Annotated in this window: 19 protein-coding genes, 1 tRNA gene and 1 riboswitch; of the genes, 4 read left to right on the plus strand and 16 right to left on the minus strand. The window is 35.4% G+C overall.

Features of this window, described 5'->3' with window-relative positions; translation table 11 throughout:
• Positions 1-26 precede the first annotated feature (26 nt).
• Positions 27-446, minus strand: a complete 420-nt coding sequence (locus BN55_RS02150) for a YwiB family protein (RefSeq protein WP_008470011.1) — start codon at positions 444-446, stop codon at positions 27-29.
• Between the two features lie 118 nt (positions 447-564).
• On the opposite strand from BN55_RS02150, the gene BN55_RS02155 reads away from it, so the two are divergent.
• Positions 565-1926: an HD domain-containing protein gene (locus BN55_RS02155; RefSeq protein WP_008470012.1), complete on the plus strand. Its 1362-nt coding sequence runs from the start codon at positions 565-567 to the stop codon at positions 1924-1926.
• A gap of 156 nt (positions 1927-2082) precedes the next feature.
• The gene (locus BN55_RS02160) at positions 2083-3648 is read left to right on the plus strand and encodes an LPXTG cell wall anchor domain-containing protein (RefSeq protein WP_008470014.1); all 1566 of its coding nucleotides are present in this window, start codon (positions 2083-2085) and stop codon (positions 3646-3648) included.
• 69 nt (positions 3649-3717) lie between these two features.
• Here the strand turns inward: BN55_RS02160 and BN55_RS02165 are convergent, their stop codons facing one another.
• The 12 genes from BN55_RS02165 to trpS form a co-directional block, all read right to left on the minus strand.
• On the minus strand, positions 3718-4698 hold the full coding sequence (locus BN55_RS02165) for a ribose-phosphate diphosphokinase (RefSeq protein WP_008470016.1): 981 nt from the start codon (positions 4696-4698) through the stop codon (positions 3718-3720).
• 124 nt (positions 4699-4822) lie between these two features.
• Positions 4823-6208: a bifunctional UDP-N-acetylglucosamine diphosphorylase/glucosamine-1-phosphate N-acetyltransferase GlmU gene (glmU, locus tag BN55_RS02170; protein ID WP_008470018.1), complete on the minus strand. Its 1386-nt coding sequence runs from the start codon at positions 6206-6208 to the stop codon at positions 4823-4825.
• A gap of 47 nt (positions 6209-6255) precedes the next feature.
• On the minus strand, positions 6256-7086 hold the full coding sequence (gene purR / locus BN55_RS02175) for a pur operon repressor (protein ID WP_008470019.1): 831 nt from the start codon (positions 7084-7086) through the stop codon (positions 6256-6258).
• Positions 7087-7203: 117 nt separating this feature from the next.
• Positions 7204-7443, minus strand: a complete 240-nt coding sequence (locus BN55_RS02180) for a Veg family protein (RefSeq protein ID WP_008470020.1) — start codon at positions 7441-7443, stop codon at positions 7204-7206.
• Between the two features lie 70 nt (positions 7444-7513).
• Positions 7514-8398, minus strand: coding sequence for a 16S rRNA (adenine(1518)-N(6)/adenine(1519)-N(6))-dimethyltransferase RsmA (gene rsmA / locus BN55_RS02185; protein ID WP_008470021.1), 885 nt, complete (start codon positions 8396-8398; stop codon positions 7514-7516).
• Positions 8388-8948 (minus strand): ribonuclease M5, encoded by a 561-nt coding sequence (gene rnmV / locus BN55_RS02190; protein WP_008470022.1) that lies wholly within the window; start codon positions 8946-8948, stop codon positions 8388-8390. The genes rsmA and rnmV overlap by 11 nt, the downstream gene beginning before the upstream one ends.
• Complete coding sequence (locus BN55_RS02195; protein ID WP_008470023.1) at positions 8935-9705, minus strand: TatD family hydrolase; 771 nt, start codon at positions 9703-9705, stop codon at positions 8935-8937. Before BN55_RS02195 ends, rnmV begins: the two co-directional genes overlap by 14 nt.
• Complete coding sequence (gene metG, locus BN55_RS02200; protein ID WP_008470025.1) at positions 9705-11681, minus strand: methionine--tRNA ligase; 1977 nt, start codon at positions 11679-11681, stop codon at positions 9705-9707. Before metG ends, BN55_RS02195 begins: the two co-directional genes overlap by 1 nt.
• Positions 11682-11792: 111 nt before the next feature.
• Positions 11793-12815: a P-type ATPase actuator domain-containing protein gene (locus tag BN55_RS02205; RefSeq protein WP_008470028.1), complete on the minus strand. Its 1023-nt coding sequence runs from the start codon at positions 12813-12815 to the stop codon at positions 11793-11795.
• A gap of 80 nt (positions 12816-12895) precedes the next feature.
• Positions 12896-13068, minus strand: a riboswitch (M-box (ykoK) riboswitch).
• A 63-nt stretch (positions 13069-13131) separates the two neighbouring features.
• The gene (locus BN55_RS02210) at positions 13132-13719 is read right to left on the minus strand and encodes a hypothetical protein (RefSeq protein WP_008470029.1); all 588 of its coding nucleotides are present in this window, start codon (positions 13717-13719) and stop codon (positions 13132-13134) included.
• Entirely contained in the window at positions 13709-14203 is a 495-nt protein-coding gene (locus BN55_RS02215; RefSeq protein WP_008470030.1) for a deoxycytidylate deaminase, read from the minus strand. The genes BN55_RS02210 and BN55_RS02215 overlap by 11 nt, the downstream gene beginning before the upstream one ends.
• 9 nt (positions 14204-14212) lie before the next feature.
• The gene (trpS, locus tag BN55_RS02220) at positions 14213-15235 is read right to left on the minus strand and encodes a tryptophan--tRNA ligase (protein WP_008470031.1); all 1023 of its coding nucleotides are present in this window, start codon (positions 15233-15235) and stop codon (positions 14213-14215) included.
• 139 nt (positions 15236-15374) lie between these two features.
• On the opposite strand from trpS, the gene BN55_RS02225 reads away from it, so the two are divergent.
• A complete protein-coding gene (locus tag BN55_RS02225) occupies positions 15375-15989 on the plus strand; it encodes an SOS response-associated peptidase family protein (RefSeq protein WP_008470032.1) in 615 nt (204 codons plus the stop codon).
• A 23-nt stretch (positions 15990-16012) separates the two neighbouring features.
• A tRNA-Gly gene (locus BN55_RS02230) sits at positions 16013-16083 on the plus strand.
• 46 nt (positions 16084-16129) lie between these two features.
• Here BN55_RS02230 and BN55_RS02235 read toward each other — a convergent pair.
• From BN55_RS02235 to BN55_RS02245, 3 genes are all read right to left on the minus strand, one after another.
• A complete protein-coding gene (locus BN55_RS02235) occupies positions 16130-16801 on the minus strand; it encodes a CPBP family glutamic-type intramembrane protease (protein ID WP_008470033.1) in 672 nt (223 codons plus the stop codon).
• Positions 16802-16863: 62 nt separating this feature from the next.
• Complete coding sequence (locus BN55_RS02240; protein ID WP_236699156.1) at positions 16864-17241, minus strand: hypothetical protein; 378 nt, start codon at positions 17239-17241, stop codon at positions 16864-16866.
• Entirely contained in the window at positions 17219-18532 is a 1314-nt protein-coding gene (locus tag BN55_RS02245; RefSeq protein ID WP_008470037.1) for a Y-family DNA polymerase, read from the minus strand. Before BN55_RS02245 ends, BN55_RS02240 begins: the two co-directional genes overlap by 23 nt.
• Positions 18533-18553: the final 21 nt, after the last annotated feature.

Consider the following 18553-nt stretch of genomic DNA (forward strand, 5'->3'; position numbering starts at 1 on the left):
TTTAAATCTTTACCATTTTACTAAGCTTAATGGTAAAAATCAATCTTAATTGCATAGTTACCTACTAAGTATAGACCAGAAAAGAGATCATATTCAACATTTAGTTGCATATTCTCTCCGATTTCTCCAGAAAAATCCAATTTATTTGTAACGCTAGTTAAATCCATAATCTTAGAATGGGCAATAATACGACAGTTTTTCTTTTCACCAGGTTCAAATTTCATCATCGTATAATCGTTATCTTCGATTTTTCCACGTTGCATTACTAATTCTTTAGGCTTAATCAGCAATTTTACGGGCACATTACCGTTTTTATTTTCTTCTTGATAATTTACCCTGAAGCCATTATCAAGCTGCTCTATCGTCCCAAATCCAGTACGAGAAAAAGTTGCGCTTTGATCTTCCTGGGTAATTTTACTTGTTAGTTTTATTTTTATATTTTCCATTATACAATTATCCTCAAAAAGCCTTGCATAGCCATTTACTTGCATTATTGTTATAATCAATTTTAGTAAAGAAATAAAGAATTTTGTTTTTAGTAGACTAGAAAATATTATAAGAAAAATGGAAAAATTTCAAAGCAAACAATTAGATCACGAAAAAGTATTCCGCGATCCCGTACATACATATATTCATGTTAAAGATAAAGTGGTTTTTGACGTAATCAATGCCAAAGAATTTCAGCGCCTGCGTCGTATTAAGCAATTGGGGCCAGCAAGCTATGTTTTCCCAGGAGCCACTCACACGCGTTTTGAACATAACTTAGGCGTATATGAGTTAACGCGTCGCATTTGTAATATTTTTGAAGAAAAGTATCCTAGCGTCCATCCGGGCGACGGCTTATGGGATCCAAACGAAAGCTTGCTTGCACAATGCGCAGCATTACTTCACGATATTGGTCACGGTCCATATTCTCATACTTTTGAGCATTTATTTGATACCAACCATGAAAAAATGGGCCAAGAAATTATCACTGATAAAAATACCGAGATCAACAAAGCCTTGCGCCAAGTCAGCCCTAGCTTTCCTGAACTAGTTGCTAGCGTCATTGCAAAAACTTACCCTAATCCGCAAGTGGTCAAATTAATCTCCAGTCAAGCTGACGCCGACAGAATGGACTATTTATTAAGAGATGCCTACTTTACAGGCGTAACTTATGGTGCCTTCGATTTAACCAGAATTTTAGAAGTAATTAGACCATATCGCGATGGAATTTGTTTTACTTATAAGGGAATTCATGCTGTTGAGGACTATATAATCAGTCGCTATCAAATGTATCAACAAGTCTACTTTCACCGCGTAAATCGCTCAATGGAAGTAATCTTACACCATTTACTTCAACGTGCACAAAGACTTTATCAAGAAAACAAACTGCAAGTTACGCCTCAACTAGCTGCCTTTTTAGGAGAAAATTGGACTTTAAGTGATTATCTTAAGTTAGACGATGGGGTAATGGAAACCAACTTTTTATTGTGGAGTGAGTCCAGCGATCAAATTCTAGCTGATTTAGCCAATCGTTATCTATATCGTCACCCTCTAGAAAGTGTCAAAATTAACGAAGAAACTAAAAATTTGATCCCTAAACTAGATAAACTAATTGAGCAAGCTGGTTTTAATCCTAAATATTATACTGATACTAATTCCGCATTTGATGAACCATATGATGCTTATAAACCAACAGGCAAAAATGCTCACAGTCCAATCGAAATTATGCAAGAAGATGGGACTTTAGTTGAATTATCTGAGTTCAGCCCCTTAGTCAAGTCCTTAAATGGAACCTTACAAGGTGATGAAAGATTCTTCTTCCCAAAAACTATGGTTAAACAAAATAATGAACCACAAATTTTTGATCCTATTTATCAAGAGTTTCAAAAATATATCAGAAACAACGAATTGCATTATTTGAGAAGACCTAGCAAAAAATAAATAGTATTTTAAAAAGCCCGATTATTTTCGGACTTTTTTGTTTCTATATGCTTTTAAATAACAACTTGCTATATTGTTTGGGTAAATATTGAGTTTTATAATGATGCTGTATCATTAAGCACCTTCAATTTTATATATTGGAAGGGAATTTGAACCGTGTTAAATAAAAAGAATGCTAATAAAAAATTATCGGTTGGTATAGCTGCCGCTGCTTTAAGCACTTTAGTCTTACTCAATAATTCAGGACAAGTTAATGCAGCCACTAAAACCAACGTTTTAAATCAAGATCAAGCAGTACAAACTCAGACCGATAAAAATAATCCTAAAAAGGATTCTAATATTACTGTAGTTTCAAAAAATAAGAATCAGACTACTGTTACGACCAATGATAAAACAAACAGTCAAACTAAAACTTCTGATTCAGAATCTGCAGCTGATCAGCCTGTTGATTACTCAAATGATAAAATTCAAGAATGGAAAAATTGGAAAGTTCCAGATTTAACTGAAAAGCAAAAAGAAGAATTTAAAGACGCACTTCTCAATAATAAAAATGAGCTTTCTTCAGAACAGCTAAAAGCATTAGGTCTAGATAAAAACACTTATTTAGAAAATGGTGTGAAAGTTACAGTTAAAGCTAAATGGGATTTTAAATTATATTTAAATACAACAAAAGAAGGCAAGATTTATAAAGACATTGTCGGTGGTTCTTTTATTCCAGAACATAATGCTCATGGTGACATTGCAGGTGCAGATGACGTCGGCATATACCCTAATCCTATGGCACCATTTGACTTACTCTACAAATATGTTTCTATTCCTAAAGGCTTAAATCCAATTCTATTTATAATTCAAGACTATAAAGTTTATCCTGTTATTAACGGTAAAACTATTTATATTAACCAAGGCGATCCATTTTCTATAAATGAGGCCCAACGCGGGTTAGACCTTTCCCAGCAAAAAGCCAATATTAAGTCTTTAACCTTTGATAACAAAATTAATAAGCAAAATAATATCAATCCAGATACTTTAAGTAAAACCGTCGGAAATTACCCTGTTGCCATCGATATTACTTATGCTAACGGCACCGTTTCCGCCAACGTTAATGTTGTCGTGGTGAAACTTGAAGGAAAAACAATCACTAAAAATATTGGAGATAGCATCTCCACTGATCCTAGTCAATATTTAACCGGTTTACCTACTGGCTCTAAAATTGAATGGGCAAAAGATCAACCTTCTACAGCTAATGCAGGTACATTTTCTTTACCACTAATTGCTACATACCCAGACGGTAATCATGGTAAAACTGTAGCTACTTTAATTGTAAAAGCTCCAGATAATAAACCTGATCCTACACCAGTAATACCTGTTGATCCAATTCCTCAACCTCAACCAGAGCCTGCCCCTACTCCAGACGAGCCAACAGATGATAAAACTAACATTCCTAAACCATTACCAACTAAAGAGCCTACAAATCCTGCTCCTATTAAACAAGTTGCAAAACCAAAATCTAATTCACCAATGAAAGCTCAAAAGATAGAAAATGTAGCAATTTCAACTAAAAAATCTACTCATCAAGTTTTACTACAAGCTAAAGCTAAGACACAAACTCTTCTACCACAAACTGGCAGTAAAAATAATATCTTTTTAACTTTTTTGGGTGGTTTAATTACCGGCTTAATTGCTTTAGCAATGTTAACTATTAAACCTAATAAGAACAATTAAACAATAATTTCTAATGCAAAAAAGATCCTCTGTCGCTTAATGACAGAGGATCTTTTCGTTTATCTTCCTTTAGTTCTTAAATTTATTTGCTTCAAAACGTGTATCAAATAATGGACTAACTGGTTTATGTTCTTGAATAAATTTAATAGCTTGTCCCATTAATGGCCCCACAGAAACAATCTCTGCTTTATCTAATTGTTTTTCCTCAGGTTGATTAATAGAATCAGTTAAAATTAACTTCTTAATTGGAGAAGCATTCAAGCGATCTACAGCTGGACCAGATAAAACTGCATGCGTTGCTGAAGCATAAACTTCAGTAGCACCTGCATCAATTAAAGCTTGTGATGCCAAAGTAATTGTACCAGCAGTATCGATCATATCATCGATAATAATAGCACGCTTGCCTCGAACATCCCCAATAATGTTCATAACTTCAGCCACATTTGCCTTTGGACGACGTTTATCAACAATTGCAATTGGAGCTTTCAAGAATTCTGCTAACTTACGTGCACGCGTAACTCCACCATGATCAGGTGAAACAACGACGCAATCTTTTTCCAAATTATGACTTAAGAAGTAATCTGCTAATAATGGAGCCCCCATCAAGTTATCAACAGGGATATCGAAGAATCCTTGAATTTGAGGAGCGTGCAAGTCAAGTGACAATACACGATCTGCACCAGAAGTTTGGATCATATCAGCCACCAATTTTGCTGTAATTGGTTCACGTGCACGAGTCTTACGATCTTGACGAGCATAGCCATAATATGGCATTACTACATTAACTGTACGAGCTGAAGCACGTTTTACGGCATCAATCATAATCAACAATTCCATCAAATTGTCATTTACTGGAGCACTTGTGGATTGAATCAAATAAACATCCTTACCACGAACTGACTCGTCAATGTTAATTTGGATTTCTCCATCACTAAAACGTTTAACGCTGGACTTACCTAACTTTACACCTACAGCATCAGCAATTTTTTCAGCTAATGGCTTATTAGAATTAAGCGCAAAGAGTTTTATATTTTCGTCTAATTTAGACATAATTTCCTCCGCAAAAAAAGCTTACATATCAATTATTATAATAGCAAAAAAATGACCAAGATGCTTATATTTTGAAAAAAGAGTTGAATTTTTCAATCCAACTCTTTTAAATGCATTATCTAAATTATTCCCATTCTTTATCTTTTGATAAAGGAAGCTTGTGCCAGTAGTCTGGCTTATTAGTTTGACGGCCTCTAGCAATAGCCATGTCGTATTTATCGACATCTTTAGTAATGGTTGAATCAGCTGCCACAAATGCATGATCAGCAATATTAACTGGGGCAATAATAGTTGCACCTGCACCAATAAATGAATGATCACCAACATTTGTATGGAACTTCTTAACGCCGTCATAGTTAGAAAATATCGTACCACAGCCAATGTTAATATCCTTGCCCAAAGTAGCATCCCCAACATAAGTTAAGTGACCAACTTTAGTATCTTCACCAATTTCAGCTTTCTTAATTTCAACAAAGTTACCAATGTGAGCACCCTTGCGGATAATTGCTTGTGGACGAAGGTGTGAATTTGGACCGATATCAGTATTATCGTCCATTTCAGCTTCTTGAATAGTTGAAGAAGTGATGGTTACGTTATTGCCGATCTTGGAATCAACAATTCTTGAACCACTAGTGATGTAGCAATCGCTACCAATTTCAGTATTGCCCTTAATAACTACGTTACCTTCAATAACAGTATCGTTACCAATTTTTACATCGCTATCGATATAAGCAGTATCTGGATCAATAAATGAAACGCCATCACGCATATGTGCTTCGTTAATGCGTTTTTGCATAATCTTGGTTGCTTGAGCCAATGCAATGCGGTCGTTAACGCCTAAACTTTCGCTAAAGTCGCTCATTTCGTAAGCACCAACTTTTTTACCAGCTTTACGCATAATTTCTAAGACATCAGTTAAGTAGTATTCGCCTTGAGCATTATCATTACCAACTTGCTTTAAGGCGTCAAATAATTCTTTATTATTAAAGGCAAAAACGCCAGTATTAATTTCATCAACAGCTAATTCTTCAGCATTGCCATCTTTTTGTTCTACAATACGCAAAACATTGCCTGCATCGTCACGGATAATACGGCCATAACCAAATGGATTTGGAGCTTTAGCGGTCAAAACAGTTGCGCTATTACCGTCAGCAATGTGTTTTTCAAATAAATTATTGAAAGTTTCACTAGTAAATAATGGGGTATCTCCAGTTGCAACCAAAGTTACGCCATCTAGGTTTTCTAATAAATCTGCAGTAGCCATTACAGCATCGCCAGTACCCAATTGCTTTTCTTGGAAAGCAAAGTCTGATTGGCCAGCTAAAACGTCTTTTACCTTTTCAGCACCAGTACCCACAACGGTAATAATCTTATCAGCGTTAGTGCCCTTAGCTGCATCTACTACGTGCTCTACCATAGTTTTTCCACAAACCTTGTGCAAAACCTTGTAAAGCTTAGATTTCATTCTTGTGCCTTTACCTGCAGCTAAAATAACTACGTATTTATTCATTTGTATTTGATCCCCTTCAATTTTAACTAGCTATAAGTATAGCATTTTTAAAAGCGATCGAAATCAGTCTGCTCTAAAAAATTACCTGGTTCAACTTTAATTAGCTTTTTGTTTCGATCAACTTCAGTAATCTTAATTAAAGATTGATAATCGTCAACTACTTTTTGTGAAGCATACTTGGTCTCACACAAAACGCTCATGCCCACAACATGACAGTCAAATTCGTTAACTAATTCTTCCATTCCAGTTAACGTTCCGCCGCCTTTCATAAAGTCATCGACAATTAAAACGTTGGAGTCACTTGGAAGACTTCTTTTGGCTAATTCCATCTTTTCAACACGATCGCTTGATGAAGCAACATAATTTACAGAAATTGTTGCTCCTTCAGTAATTTTGGGACGTCTTCTCACCAAAACAAAGGGAACGTTCAAAAAGCGACTAACTGCTTGAGCAATAGCAATTCCCTTTGTCTCAACGGTCATCACATAGTCCACATTGCTATAAGCATATTTAGTAGCAATTAATTGACCAATTCGGCGTAAATCTTGTGGTGAGCCCAAAATATCTGATAGATAAACGAAATTTCCTGGCAAAATTCGATCTGGTTCTTCAATACGATCAGCAAGTTCAGTTAAATACTCGCGTGCATAATTTTTTCCAATAAAAGGAATGTAACGCACTCCTCCGGCAGCACCAGCAACTGTCTCTAAGATTCCGTCTTGGTTACTTGCCAGCGTTTGTTTTAAAATAGCAAGATCTTCAGAAATTGAGGACTTAGCTGCATCATAGCGCTCAGCAAAAAAAGGAAGCGCAATTAAAGTATGCGGTCTTGCTAATAAATATTTCACCATATCAACTAATCGTTCTGAACGTTTCATGAGTTTTACCTTTCTAACTTTCTTATTTCAAAGACTTATAATACTCTATAAACAAAAAAATCACTAGCATTTTTTACTAAAAGCTAGTGATTGTTCGGAAATATATTAAGTTTTTATCTACATCTCATCAAACTCGAGCTCAATGTTCTTAGTTAATAAATCTGTGTAACTGTATGAAACTCTCTCAAAGTTGTTTTGATCTTGATCTAAATCAACCACAAACACTGCTCTATAGGTCTTAGTCAAAGTTCCCTTACGACGGGTAACCTTCTTACGACCTGCTTGAGCTACTACTACTAAACTCTCACCCAAGTGAGAATCCAAATTCTGCTTAATTGCCGTTAAACTCATTGGCACTGGACGTCACTCCTTTATATACGAAGTGTATTTTATCACAAATTCTATATATTATCAAGAGTGGCTATGATTAACGGGCTTTCAATGCTTTAGCTAAACTGACAAATTGATTTAAAGTAAGTTCTTCAGGACGAACTTTTAAATCCAATCCTAAATTAGTAATAAATTGCTCGCGTTCATTTTTATCAGAAATAAAAGTTTTTAAATTATTAGATAAAGTTTTTCTGCGTTGAGCAAAAGCAATTTTTACAACATGATCAAAGAATTGATAATCATCAATATCTGGCTTTTGGGTAAGTGGCGTCAATGTAACTACAGCTGAATCAACTTTTGGTTGCGGCATAAATGAAGTATGCATAACTTCTAAATCAAAATTAACATGCATTCGCGATTGCACTGCCAAAGTCAAAGGACCATAGGCCTTGGTTTTTGGCTTAGCCGACAGGCGCTGCGCTACTTCTTTTTGCATCATTAAAGTTAGACTGACAAAATTTAGATCGCTTTTAATTAAATCAAAAATAATTGGCGTCGTAATGTAGTATGGCAAGTTAGCCACAATTTTAACCGGATTATTTAAATCCAAAAAATTGCCAGCATCTTCTTGAAAATTAGCTTTTAAAACATCCTTCATGACCAATTTAAATCTTTGATCTAGGGCTTGTCCGCCAATTGTTTGAGGTAATTCATTATGCAAAATTTCTGGTAAGTCTTGATCAACTTCATAAGCCAAAACTTTTGCCCCAGCTAGCAGCAATTGCTCAGTTAAAGAGCCTATTCCTGGCCCAATTTCAATGACTTGATCATCTTTTTGAATATCAGCTGCTTGTACAATTGCCTTAATTGTATTCAAATCTACCAAAAAATTTTGTCCTAAATTCTTTTTAGCATGCATAAAATAGCGATTGATAATTGCTTGCGTTCTAACTGGCGAACCAATTGCAATATTATTGGACATGACTAACAGCCTCCTTAAGTTGCTCATAACTGATGCCAAACATATTTAAGCGACGCAGAAATTGCTTCGCATTACCATAGCCAATTCCTAACTCAATGCCAACTTTTTCACGCAATTTTCTAGCACCTGATCCCATGCCTAAGCCTAAAGACATGTATTGCATATGACTAATCTGCGTTTTTGCTTGTTTAACTTCATGAAGATCAGACAATGCTCGCTCTAGCGCTTTTTTAGAAGCATGCTCTACGCCTAGGCTATTGCCTCTTTTAGTAGGCTCGCCTTCTTTACGCGTAATAAAAGCTTGCTTAGCGTTAGGAACAGCTTTAGTTACAAGCTTTCTAATTCTTTCTCCATTATAGTCCGGATCCGTAAAAACAATAATCTCACGGTTTTGAGAAAGTTTAGCTACTTGGTCTAAAGTTTCTTGCGATACTTCTGAGCCATTAGTTTCAATTGTTTCTATTCCAGGAAAAAACTGTTTTAGTCTTTTGGTATCATCGCGTCCTTCAACAACAATGACGGCATTAAAGTGTTTATTATTTGATTCCATATATTTTCATCGCGTTTTCATAAGTATGCTCTGCTACTTCTTGTACACTAGTATCTCTTAAGTCTGCAATTGCTTGCGCAACATAGCGTACATAGCCTGTTTCATTTTGTTTTCCTCGATAAGGCTTAGGGGTTAAATATGGCGCATCAGTCTCAATTAGCATCCGATCCCAAGGCACTACTTTTGCAGATGCATGTACATCGGTCGCCTTAGTAAAAGAAACTACTCCTGAAAAAGAAACCATCATTCCTAAATCAAGGAATTTTTTCAACCATTCAGGATCACCATTAAAGTTATGAATGATTCCACCATATTCACCAACTTTACTGTCTTTTAAAATCCGATAAGTATCTTCAAAAGCATCTCGAGTATGGATATTCACGGGCATTTTCAAATCATGAGCAATCTCTAATTGCTGGGCGAATACTTTTTGCTGCACATCGTGTGGAGATTCATCCCAATAATAATCAAGACCAATTTCACCTAAGGCAACGCTTTTATCCATTTGCAGTTGCTCAATCAATTTATCTTGAGCTTTTTGATCAAAATCTTTAGCTACATCAGGACAATAACCAACAATTGCATACAAATTATCAAATCGCTGACTTAAATCCATTGCTCTTTCATTGAATTCAGAATCTTGCCCTGCAACTGCTGCCTTAGTTACACAAAGCTTGCGCGCTCTATCTAAATAAAATTCTTCTTTTCCTCGAAATGGCTCATCATTTAAGTGCGTATGTGAATCGAAAATTTCCATTAGCCTAATTCAGCCCCAACTTCATGCTCATCGCCTACAATAGCTAATTTGACTTGACCATCTTTTTCACTAGATAAAAGCATACCCTGACTTTCATGACCTAGCATTTTACGTGGCTTCAAGTTAGTTACTGCTAATACCTTTTTATCTAATAGTTCACTTGCATCTGGATAAAATTTACGAATACCACTCAAAATTTGGCGCTCATTACCATCACCAAAGTCTAGCTTAAACATTAAAAGCTTGCTTGAACCCTTTACTGGTTCAACAGATAAAATTTGACCTACTTGAATTTTTACTTTGTCAAAGTCATCAATCGTAATGTGCTTTTCTTCTTTTTGCTGACTTCTAGTTTTTTTCTTTGGCTTTGCCTTCTTCATTTCTTCCTTAATATACTTAACTTCAATATCATTCTTAAGTCTTGGGAAGATTGGTGTTGGCTTTTCAGTTACTTTAATATTCCAGTCAAAAGCACCAAATTCAAGTTTCTTTTGATCTTCATTATTCCAATCAAGGCCAAGTTGTTCAAACATCTTAACTGGGCTTTGGGTCATTACTGGTGCAATTAAAATGGCAACTAAACGAAGGCTCTCTGCTAAATTAGACATTACTTTAGATAATTCTTCGCTCTTACCTTCTTTATTCAAAGTCCAAGGAGTAGTCTCATCAATATATTTATTTGCACGAGAAATAAGCTTCCAAACACTATCTAGAGCTTGAGAAAAGTGGAGAGCGTCCATTTGCTTTTGATATTCGGCAATTGTTTCCTTAGCTGTCTTAATTAGGTCTTGAGCAAATTCATCTTGGTCTGCTGCAATTGGTGCAACGTGACCATCTTGGTATTGGTTAATCATTGAAACAGTTCTATTTAGCAAGTTGCCTAAATCATTAGCCAAATCAAAGTTAACTCTCTCAACGAAATCCTCAGGAGTAAAGATACCATCTGATCCAAATGGAATTGCACGCATCAAGTAGTAACGAAGCGCATCTAATCCATAACGCTTGACAATCATTTCAGGGTAAACAGCATTACCTTTAGACTTAGACATCTTGCCGTCTCTCATAAGTACCCAGCCATGACCAAAAATTTGCTTAGGAAGCGGCAAATCAAGAGCCATCAACATAATTGGCCAGTAAATAGTATGGAAACGAACAATTTCTTTACCTACCAAATGAACATCAGCAGGCCAATATTTCTTAAAGAGCGAATCATCGTCTGAACCATAACCTAAAGCTGTAATATAGTTAGAAAGTGCATCAATCCAAACATAAACTACGTGTTTAGGGTCACTAGGTACAGGAATTCCCCAGTCAACTGTTGTACGAGTTACTGACAAGTCTTCTAGACCTGGTTTGATAAAATTATTTACCATTTCTTTTTCACGAGAGTGTGGCAAGATAAAGTCAGGATGATCTTTATAATATTGAAGCAAACGATCAGCGTACTTGCTCATTCTAAAAAAGTATGAAGGTTCCTTAACTAAACGTACCTCATGACCTGATGGAGCTTTTCCGCCAATAACGTTACCATCATCATCTTTATATACTTCGGCAAGTTGTGATTCAGTAAAGTATTCTTCATCTTCAACTGAATACCAGCCAGTATATTCACCTAAATAAATATCGCCTTGTTTTAACAACTTTTCAAAAATCTTTTGCACAGCCTTAACGTGGTCTTCATCAGTTGTTCTAATAAAACGATCATAAGAAACATCTAACATCTTCCACAAATCTTTGTAAGAAGCTGCCATTTTATCTACAAATTCTTGTGGTTTAATACCTTGTGCTTCGGCCTTTTGTTCAATCTTCAAACCATGTTCATCAGTACCTGTTAAAAAGAAGGTATCAAAACCGCGAGATTTTTTGTAGCGAGTCATTGCATCAGCAGCAATAGTAGTATAAGCATTACCGATAGTTAATTTCCCAGATGGATAATAAATGGGCGTTGTAATATAAAATGTTTTCTTTTCTGCCATAATTTTCTGCTCCCTCATTGTTTTATTGCTAGTATATCATAGCATTCCAGCAAGCGAAGATGGACACAAAAAAGAGAATCGCTTGATTCTCTTTTTTGATTAAATGTTTAGTTAGTTTTTCGCGGCTTCAAACAATCGCTTCATAGACGCTCGATCAAGTGCTCCTTTAACGATATTGTTAGTCACTTTGCTTGATAAAATTTCTGGAACGATACCAATTGTTGCAGCTAATGCAAAAATTATTGCATTAATCAAACTGCCTCTAGTTATATCGCTAACTAGTAAGACAAATGGCAAGATAAAAATACTTGTCATCAATAAAATTTTAACAATATCTTTAATGCCAATATCTAAAACAGATTGTTTAATTTCATTTTTTGAAACATCTTGTGCCAATCTGCCAAATGCACTACGGTTGCCACGAGCAAAGACAATTCCTACTCCAGTTCCAGCAACTACGCTAGTGCCTTGAAAAGCAATATTTGGATAGTCTAGATAATGATCATTTATTTGAACATTGGGCTTTTTAAAAGCATTCTTGCTCACTGGTTTAGCTTGTCCAGTCAAAGAACTAGATGAGCAATATAAATTATTTGTTTCAATTAGACGCATATCAGCTGGCACAACATCGCCTGCTTTAAGATAAACAAGATCACCATCAACTAGGTTTTGCGTTGCTAAAACTTGTTTTTCATCATCTCTACGCACACTAATTTTATGGTCAGTACGATCTAATAAAGTTTCGATTTCACTATTAGTTCGCATCTTTTGCACAAAATTCATTAAAGTAACTAAAACTGCAAGAGTTAATGCAATTGCTGTAATACTTAAATCCTTTTGAGAAGTAACAAAAAGATAATTAGTGAAAAAAGAAATAACAGAGATTGCTAATAAAACAAAGACAAATGGCGTCAGCAACGATTCAATTAACAAATGAAATGTCTGATTGCCTTTTTTTATTGTGATTTCATTATTACCATGAGCTTGCAATCTTTGAGAAGCTTCTTTACTTGGTAATCCACTAGTTGAAGTTTTAAGGCGTTGTAATGTAGCGAATTTTTCTTCTTGCGCAATTCGACAAACTAACTTCATGTCTGCAGTTATTTTCTTGTCGGAGTTGGTAAATCTGAGCATTTTCAACATCCTTTCATCAAAAACTAGCAAACAAACGAAAAAAGACCGATGCAAAAACTGCATTGGTCTTTTTTAAGCGATCTATATACTCGTCGTTCAGTTTTAACACTACGTGACGTAAGGTTACAAAAATGTAACTAGCTGGCTGGGGAGGGCCTTATATCGACGATCCCTGTTTGACCCGTTGGCATCTCTGGATGTTGCTGGGCGACAGCATGTGTTCACGTAGGAGTCTCACCTAACAGTTTATTTGCTTTACTTATTTAATTTCTATAATTACTTTATAGAGATTTTTTCAATTAGTCAAGGACTTAATTTAATTTTTTATTTTCCAGTGTTCATACCACGTAAATGCACCTGTCGCAATAATTGCAATCACAATTCCCCAAACCAAGTTTACGCTTTGGGGATGATTAATTTTTTGCATCTGCTGACTCGTTAATGTGTTTTTATCGCCAGGAAAATTATATTTTTGATCAATTAATGTCGTACAAGCATTAACTACTGAGCGAATACCTTTATTAAAAGTTGCATTTTTCTTACTGCGTAAATCTTTTCCAGCATAACGAATAATATTGGCCACTTGCGTTTGCGATAAAACTTTTTGCAGACTTTTACCAGCTAAAATCTGAACATTCTTGCGATCATTTTGGCTATGGCCTGTGGCAATAATTACCTGCTTAGAACTTGGCTTAAGCTGCTTAATTTGATCATCGTTTTTAACCGAAACTAAAATCACCTCAGGCTTAGCTTTAGTTTTACGATAATAACTATTTTTTGTTTCTACTAGCTGGCGCGTTTGAGAATTATAAAAATGCAGCGGATCTTTTACGCTAGCATTGCTCATAGACATTCCAAGTAAGCAAATAGGCAATAAAAATAGCAAAAATATTTTATTCTTCATTCGCATTTTCAGCCTTTTTCAAATGATCTTCCAAACTTTGAACATACTTGCGCTCTAAACGAACTTGCTCAATGGCGACGCCCTTTTCACGCAACAACTTCAAAGCTAACGGATTATCATGATAGTCATAATAATAGTTAATCTTTTTAATTCCAGCCTGCACTAAGCATTTGCTGCAATTAAAACATGGAAAATAAGTAACATAAATTTCAGTACCTTCAGTTGAAATGCCGTTTTTTGCGCATTGAATCAAAGCATTCATTTCGGAATGAATTGTACGCACGCAATGTCCATCAACCATTAAATGTCCTACATCATCGCAATGTGGCTGACCAGAAACGCTACCGTTATATCCCGTAGCAATCATGCGATCATCTTTAACTAAGACGCTGCCAACTAGTGCACGATCGCATGTTGAACGCTGCGAAATAACTAGCGCTTGCATCATAAAATATTGTTTCCAAGGAATTCTATCGCGTGACATGATAACCCTCTACTTACGATCGAAATAATTCAAACCAATAGCTTCACGAACTTGACTTAAAGTTTCATTAGCAACTTCGTTAGCCTTTTTTGAGCCTTCCAATAACATTTCATAAACTGCATCTTCATCTTGAGCAAATTTTTCACGACGCTCTCTAATTGGAGCAAGTTCATTTTCTAAGACCTTGTTCAAATAGCGCTTAATCTTAACGTCGCCTAAACCGCCTTTTTGATATTGAGCTTTAAGTTCGGCCACTTTATCTTTATCTGGATCAAAAACATCAAGATAAGTAAAGACGGTGTTACCTTCAACTTTACCAGGATCTTCAACATGAATATGATCTGGATCAGTATACATTGACATTACTTTCTTTTGGACCGTCTTAGCATCATCAGCAAGGTAAATTGCATTACCCAAAGATTTAGACATCTTCGCATTGCCATCAAGTCCTGGAAGACGCCCCTGTCCCTTAGCTGGGAAATAGCCTTTCGGTTCAACTAACACGTTACAATCATAAACACGATTGAAAGTACGTACAATTTCACGCGTTTGTTCGAGCATTGGTTCTTGATCATCGCCTACTGGAACAATCGTTGCTTTAAATGCAGTAATATCAGCAGCTTGTGAAACTGGGTAGTTCAAAAAGCCAACTGGAATTGAATCTTTAAAATTCTTTTGTTTTATTTCAGTTTTTACGGTTGGATTTCTTTCAAGACGAGCAACTGTAACTAAATCCATATAATAAGCAGTTAATTCAAATAAAGCTGGAATTTGTGATTGTACAAAAATCGTTGCTTTACTTGGGTCAATGCCAACAGCCAAATAATCCAATGCTACTTGAATCAAGCTATTACGGATTTTTTCTGGATCACGAGCATTATCTGTTAATGCTTGAGTATCCGCAATCATAATGTAAGGCTCATATTTACCTTCATTTTGAAGTTTCACACGATTTTTCAAAGAACCAATATAGTGTCCAATGTGAAGCTTGCCTGTTGGACGATCACCAGTTAATAAAATTTCTTTTGCCATAATTTTCTCCTTGAATAATTTTCATTCTAAATAAAGCACTAATATACCTGCTATTCTAGCAAAAATCCTGCTTTGTTCAAAACTCATCAATTATTGTTAAAATGAAATTGAATCAAGTAATATTTTTCGAGGCCGAATCATGTGCAATCACTACCAATTACCTACTCTTCAAGAAATTAAACAATATTTAAAAGGAGAACTTAACTTACCGCTAGTTAAACCTAAGTTTGACGCTAATCTTTTCGATAAACCTTCAGAAATTTATCCTAAAAAAACAGCTCTTATCTTGCTTTATCAAAATAATGAATTGCAACTAGTACCTAAAAGTTGGGGTTACCCCAGTCCATACAAAAATAAGCAAGTGATCTTTAATGCTAGAATTGAGCGATTTTACGAAGCAAAAAAGTCAATGTGGGACGAATCTTTTGCTCGCAAGCGGTGTATTATTTTAGCTAGTCAATTTTTTGAAACAGGTAAAAAAACTTATACTACACTCCAAAACAAAACTTATCATGAACAATTTGCTTTTAAACAAGCTAACACTCCAATTACAATGATTGCTGGAATTTATGATCAAGAAAATTTTGCTATGGTTACAACTAAGCCTAACTCAATAATGGCACCAATTCATGATCGCATGCCACTAGTTATCACTCAAGATGAATTGCGCAGATGGCTTTTTCAAAACTTTACATCTTTAATTGACCGCACAGACTTTAACTTAGTTCGCACTCAGTTGCCAGAAAGAAAATAAAAATGCTATAATTAAATCGTTATGCGGGTATAGTTTAATGGTAAAACACCAGCTTCCCAAGCTGGGGATGCGGGTTCGATTCACGCTATCCGCTTATTGAAAAAGACGAGCATTTTGCTCGTCTTTTTTCGTATTAATATTTAAATTAACAAAATTGCAAATATTCCATTTAAAATTGCTAAATACATCGGAATCCATAAAGATTGCGAATACAGATAACTCCAAGCTAGCGTCATGCCTATAATGGCATCAATTATGAATAATGATAAGGAGCATTGGAAATTAAGTACGCTAAAGAATAATCCCGAACAAATAATTCCCAATATTCCAGTTATCAAGCTATCTTTTCTAAAACCATAATTAAAGAAAAAACCAACTGTTAAAAATTGCTGCAGCACTGGCAAAATAAAACCGTGAGAAAAAATCAAAAACCAAAATAAAGGCGTTGAATCTTTTTTAGCGTATACCATCTGATATCTAGTCAGTGGAATTCGACCTTTAGCTTGCAAATATGCAATAAAAATACGACTAGCAATGACTAAGATCGTCATCCCTAAAATAAAACCATAATCGCCTAAAAAAGAAAGTGAAAAAGCAGGTTTAAAGTAGCGACTTTTCTCACGATTAAAGCGCCTGATATAAAATAGCAAAACAACGGCGCTAAAGAGAACGAAAAAGACCACTCCAACCAAATGCACTTTAGAGCCTAAAACGCTTAATGATTTTAGCCCGAAAACTAAAAGATATAAAACTATATAAACCCCATATCTAATTAAATTTCCCTGCATCGATGTAGGTGCATTTGTATTCACTAACTCCACTCCCCTTAAGACTTTGAATCCTTTTGATTATACCAAAAATCAGCCCTAAGAGTTTATTTTTTGAGTAAAATGTTATTTATTTCGCTGAGCCTTAATAATTGAGCCGCAATAATTATTTGATCGCCATTATAGCCTTCCACAAAGCCATAAATATCAGCTTGATATTCATCTTGAGAATTTAAAAGCTTTAATTGCACGCTTACCGGATAATGATCAAGATAAGCTTTAGCTAAAACTTCGCTTATTTGTTCAATCGTCATAGTTGGGCGCTTTTGATAAACAATAGCTTTTTTAGCATTATCTTGATTAATTTTGGCTGTATGATCGCTAAGATAATAACCAGCCCATTTTTTCATCCCTCGATCTTGATAATTTTTAAAAAAGTTTTCTATCCGCTCATCAAAGTCTTTACTCATACGCATTACCGCCATTGTGACCACCAACTAGATTACTGCGTTCAATCGCAGTGGCACCTGGCAGTAAGCTTGACGCTTTCACTAAGCTAGTAAAGCCATAATTGTGTCGAACTGAATCCACGATTCTATCGAATTTAAATTGCTTAATCTGACTCTCAACTGATGAAAATAATGATAATTGTTGCTCAGTATCAGGAATTAATTTACCAAAATCAACACCAATTTCTCTTACTGTTTCTCCTTGCCACTTTTTACGAAATAAGGCAATTAATTCAGTCGTTAATTCTTTGTTGCTATTAGTTGGACTAATCGTTTCGCTTTTTACGAAACCGCCACGATGATCGTTAAATGCTCTCTGCTTTAACGAATAGCCAATAAATAAAGTAATTCTTTTTGTTTGAAAATGGTGTGCCCTAATTCTAGCAGCAACTTGTTCACCAATTTCTCTAATTACGATCTCTATTTCTCTTTGATTAGTATAATCTCGAGCTAAGACTTGCGAATTTGAGTAACTTTTACTTTTGGGGTGGTATTTTTGACTAATAATGCTGCGATCAACACCCCAACTCATGGCAAATAATTGATCGCCAATGATACCAAATTCGCGATGCAATAAAGTCGGATCGCTATGAGCAAGCTCATACATATTGTTAATACCGATTCTTCTCAAATGATCAGCAGTTCGCGTATTAATGCCCCAAACATCTTCTAAATTTTTGATTTTCCAAACTGTATCGGGAACTTCAACATAGTGCCAAAAGTCAATCATTGATAAACGATGCTTAGCAGAAATATCCATAGCTAATTTAGCTAAAAGTGGATTTTCGCCAATACCGCAAGTGGTATATAGGCCTAAAGTATCATGGATTTCTTTTTGAATTTTTCGCGCTACTTCATAAGGTTCTTTGCCAAACAAATGCCAAGACTTAGTCATATCCAGCATACTTTCATCAATAGAATATGTATGCAAGTCCTCTGGTGCACAATATTTTAAAAAAATTTCTTTAATTTGCATCGCCTTTTTGATGTACAGATTCATATGCGGATCAACGCGATATAAGCCTGGCGTCTTTTCTTTAGGCGGTAAATTTCTTTGTCTCATTACATTTTTTAGACCGTATTTTTTCTTAGCTAAGGGCGAAGACGCCATTATCAAACCGCCGTTAGTATTTTCCTGGCGCGATATTACGCATAAAGCAGTGGTCATTGGGTTTAATCCCCGACTAATGCACTCGCAGCTAGCATAAAAGGATTTATTATCAATCATAAAAATTAATCGTTTCGGTTCATAGCGATAGTCATACATGATTATTCCTTCTTTCGAACG

The sequence above is a fragment of the Lactobacillus hominis DSM 23910 = CRBIP 24.179 genome (assembly GCF_000296835.1).
Taxonomy (GTDB): domain Bacteria; phylum Bacillota; class Bacilli; order Lactobacillales; family Lactobacillaceae; genus Lactobacillus; species Lactobacillus hominis.